Source organism: Phytoactinopolyspora endophytica (assembly GCF_004138495.1).
GTDB classification, from domain to species: Bacteria; Actinomycetota; Actinomycetes; order Jiangellales; family Jiangellaceae; genus Phytoactinopolyspora; species Phytoactinopolyspora endophytica.
The window spans coordinates 487,819-491,794 of the sequence record NZ_ML142850.1 but is presented as its reverse complement, the minus strand read 5'-3'; the positions used below and the strand labels follow the sequence as shown (position 1 = coordinate 491,794).

The following is a 3,976-nucleotide window of genomic DNA, read 5'->3' as shown; positions in this document are numbered from 1 at the left end:
GCCGCGTCGTAGATGCGGTCGACGACCTCGAGAGCCCGCCACGCGTCCCGCAGTGTCACTGGTGCGGGGCGGCGTGCGCGCAGTCGCTCGACGACGTCCTCGGCGAAGATGCGATATCGCTGCATGACCGGCGGTGAAGCGAAGTCCGCCTGGCCTTCCTGGGTGATCACGCCGACCGTGCTGTGCAGCTCGCGCACGCTCGAGCCGGGCCCGACGAGGGCCCACTCGTGGTCGGTTCCGTCATGATGGGGGCCGCTGTATCCGACTTCGACGACGCCGATCAGGCCGGCGTCGTCGCGGAGCACGGCGATCGCGTGCTCTTCCACGTCCATGCCGTACTGCCGGTCGGTCAGCACGGCACCGGCGACGCTGACCTGGCCCTCGGCGAGGGACAGGAAGGCGTCCACGGTGTGCGGGCCGAGGTTGCGCAGCGCACCCCCGCCTCCGATCTCTGGATCCAGCGCCCACGCCACGCCGTCGTCGACGTACCGGCTGGGTGGTCCGTTGACGATCCGGAACCGAGCCACGCACGGAGGCGCCAGCAACCCCCCGGCCTGCACCCGCGCGAGGTGGTCCCAGAACGTGCTGTACCGGTTGATGAACGGCACCGCCGCGAACTGCCCCTTCGCCTCGGCGGCGAGTACCTGTGGCCACAGTTCGGCCGCGCTCGCGGCGACCGGTTTCTCCACGACGAACGGCAGCCCGCGTTCGATGAGCCGCGCGACGACAGCCGGACCGTCGCGATGCCGCGGCATGGCCAGCACGAGATCCACGTCCTCGTCGATCAACTCGTCCAGTCCGGGTGCGACCCGGCAGCCGAGCCGTTCACCCCAGGTCTTCGCCACGTCGGCCTCGTCGTCGTGCACGGCCACGACGGTGGCGCCGGCCGCCGTGAACGAGTCGATGTGGCGGGGCGCGTGCCAGTGGCCGATGCCGGCGATGCTCATCCGCAGCGGCATGACCGTCACGAGTCACTGTCCTCGTCGATGGGCAGGTCGTTGAGCTGGGCTTGTGTGGAGCCGAGCTCCTGAAGCATGCTCAGCGCGGCACCGCCCTTCTCTTCCGACACGGCGGTGGCGATCGCCTCGAGCAGGGCCAGGCCGGCGACGCGCGCACTGAACTGCGCCGTACCTCTGGACACGGCCGAGCTGAAGATCGTCAGCGCTGTGTCGACCACGTTGCCCATCGGCGATTGCGGGTTCGCGGTGAGACCGGCCGTCTCGATGCCACGCTGGTTGGCGTACCCGAGCGCCTGCACGGTGTCCCGAGACTTGCCTGAGTACGAGATGCCGAGGGCGAGATCGCCGGGGTTCAGGCGAGCTACGTGGGCGAGCATCATCATCGGGTCGGCGGTCCAGGTCACGGCGGTGCCGATGCTGGCCAGCCGGTACGAGAACATCTGGCACAGCGGGGCGGCCGTCCCGGTGCCTAGCAGCAGCACCGATGGTGCAACGCCCAGACGGGTGACGATGTGCCGGAGCGCGGGCTCGGACAGGTTGGTGAGCGTGTCCTGCATGCACTCGACTTCGAGCGACATGACCCGCTGCACCAGGTCGAGCGGACCGCCGAGGCCGGAGCGCGCCTCCAGCACCAGGTCGACTGGATGGGAGTGGTACAGGCCGAGCGTCTTGCCCAGGTCCAGGGAGAGCGCCTGGGCGAACTCCCGGTATCCGGAGTACCCGACGGCGTGCGTGAACCGGCTGACGGCGTTCTCCGAGACGCCCGCAGTCTGGGCGAGCACCTGGATGGACGCACCCCGTATCTTCCACGGGTCGGCGAGCACGGCGTCGGCCACCTGGGCGCGCGCGCCGGTCAGGTTCGGCCTGGCCCCGCGGACGCGCTCGAGGCATGGTGGCAGGCTGGCCGCGCCGGAAGCGCCCTCGGCCATGGATTCGGACGGTGTCTCTGTCACCGGAGTACTCCTCTACTTCCCATTGAGGTCGGCGTCGTCGGTCTCGACGTCAACGTTGAAGCGTGACGATGGCCGCGGATCTCGGGAAGGCCGGCAGACCGTCCCGGGCCGGTGGAGCTACGTAGAAGGTAGAAGGAAATGATGAACAGGTCAATAGTGACAGAAATTTCTTATGGCCGTGGGTGGCAGCCTGGCGGTATTCGACTGGTCGCATCTAGCCGAACCTAGAAGGAACTGATAGAACTGTCGACACAGCAGAAGTTTCGTCTACATCGCGCCCAGTCTGGTCGCACGTGGGCGGGGTGATACGCCGGCCGTGCCCCGCCACCGCGTTGCCTAGCAGAACGGAGTCTTGATGGACCGCCCGAACATCGTCTTCATCATGAGCGACGACCATGCGTCGCATGCGATCTCGGCGTATGGGAGCCGGATCAACTCGACGCCGCAGATCGATCGGTTGGCTGAGGAGGGGGCGCGGTTCGACAACTGTTTCTGTACGAACGCGATCTGCACGCCGAGCCGGGCGTCGATCCTGACCGGGACGTATAACCACGAGAACGGGGTGCGCACGCTCTTCGACGAGCTGGATGGGCGGCAGCAGACGTTCCCGCAGTTGTTGCAGGCGTCCGGATACCAGACCGCCCTGATCGGGAAATGGCACCTGGGTCACGGCGGACACGCCGACCCGACCGGGTTCGATTACTGGAACGTGCTGCCCGGGCAAGGGGATTACTTCGATCCGGTGATGATCGAGAACGGTGTGGAGCGGAAGTACGAGGGGTATGTGACCGATCTGATCACGGATATGAGTCGGGACTGGCTGCAGGCTCGGGATGCAGATCGGCCGTTCCTGCTGGGTCTGCATCACAAGGCGCCGCACCGGTGGTGGCTGCCGCACCCGCGGCATGCCGATCTGTACGACGACGATCGGGTGGAGCCGGAGACGCTGTACGACGATTACGAGACCCGGTCGCAGGCGGCGAGGCAAGCACATATGCGGGTGGATCGGCACATGCGGCGCCGGGATGTGAAGGCTGATCCTCCAGAGGGGTTGTCCACGGCTGAGCGTCGTCGGTGGTTCTATCAGCGCTACATCAAGGACTATCTGCGCTGTATCGCGGCGGTGGACGAGAGCGTGGGGCGGGTCCTCGACTATCTGGACGAGCATGGTCTTACTCAGAACACGATCGTGGTCTACACCTCGGATCAGGGGTTCTTCCTGGGCGATCATGGCTGGTATGACAAGCGGTTCATGTATGAGGAGTCGTTGCGGATGCCGTTGCTGGTGCGGTATCCAGCGCTGGTGGAGGCGGGGAGCGTGTCGTCGTCGTTCGTGTTGAACACGGACTTTGCTCCGACGTTCGCCGAATTGGCCGGGGTGGTGCCTCCGGAGCCGATGTCCGGGCGCAGCGTGGTGCCGTTGTTGCAAGGGGAGCCGCCGGCGGACTGGCGACGTACCGCGTATTACCGGTACTGGGAGCACATGTCAGATCCGCACTATGTGCCGGCGCATTACGGGATCCGCACCGACCGGTACAAGCTGGTGTACTACTACGGCGAGGGGCTTGGTCTGAACGGGGTGGCCGATCAGGCGACCGAGCCGGAGTGGGAGCTGTTCGACCTGGCGGCCGACCCGCACGAGCTGCGCAACGTCTATGACCAGCCCGGCTATCGCGAGGTCACCCGCGAGCTGACCACTGAGCTGGCCCGCGTCCAGAAAGAGATCGGAGATGTCGGTCACCACTGAACTGAGCTTCCTTGCCTATTGCACAGCTTCTTCCCAGCTAATCCTCAGAATGCGCAACTAGTCTGCTTGCCAATGTGTGGTGGTGATCAGAGCCGTCACAATGAGGACATGGGAACTGTCTATGCATCAGGACGTCATCGCTAGTCGGGTACGGATCGGCCGGCGTCGCGCACTCGGGCTTGGTGGCACGATCGGGCTCGGAGCGCTGCTCGCGGCCTGTTCGAACGGCTCGGATGACGCGGGCAGCTCGGACGACGCCGGCAGCACAGGCACTGGCGACGGCGGGACGGCCACGCTCAGTCCATCCACGACCGCGT

The 3,976-nt window shown here is 66.2% G+C and carries 3 protein-coding genes and 1 pseudogene; 2 read left to right on the top strand and 2 right to left on the bottom strand.

Features of this window, described 5'->3' with window-relative positions:
- On the bottom strand, nt 1-959 hold a 959-nt coding region (locus tag ELR45_RS05545; RefSeq protein ID WP_240759193.1), incomplete at its 3' end, for a Gfo/Idh/MocA family protein.
- Between the two features lie 5 nt (nt 960-964).
- The gene (locus tag ELR45_RS05540; protein ID WP_129664078.1) at nt 965-1,912 is read right to left on the bottom strand and encodes a MurR/RpiR family transcriptional regulator; all 948 of its coding nucleotides are present in this window, start codon (nt 1,910-1,912) and stop codon (nt 965-967) included.
- 355 nt (nt 1,913-2,267) lie between these two features.
- On the opposite strand from ELR45_RS05540, the gene ELR45_RS05535 reads away from it, so the two are divergent.
- Both ELR45_RS05535 and ELR45_RS36990 read left to right on the top strand, forming a co-directional pair.
- Nucleotides 2,268-3,659, top strand: a complete 1,392-nt coding sequence (locus ELR45_RS05535) for a sulfatase family protein (protein ID WP_129664076.1) — start codon at nt 2,268-2,270, stop codon at nt 3,657-3,659.
- A gap of 121 nt (nt 3,660-3,780) precedes the next feature.
- A pseudogene (locus ELR45_RS36990) lies at nt 3,781-3,976 on the top strand (protocatechuate dioxygenase); the annotation flags it as partial.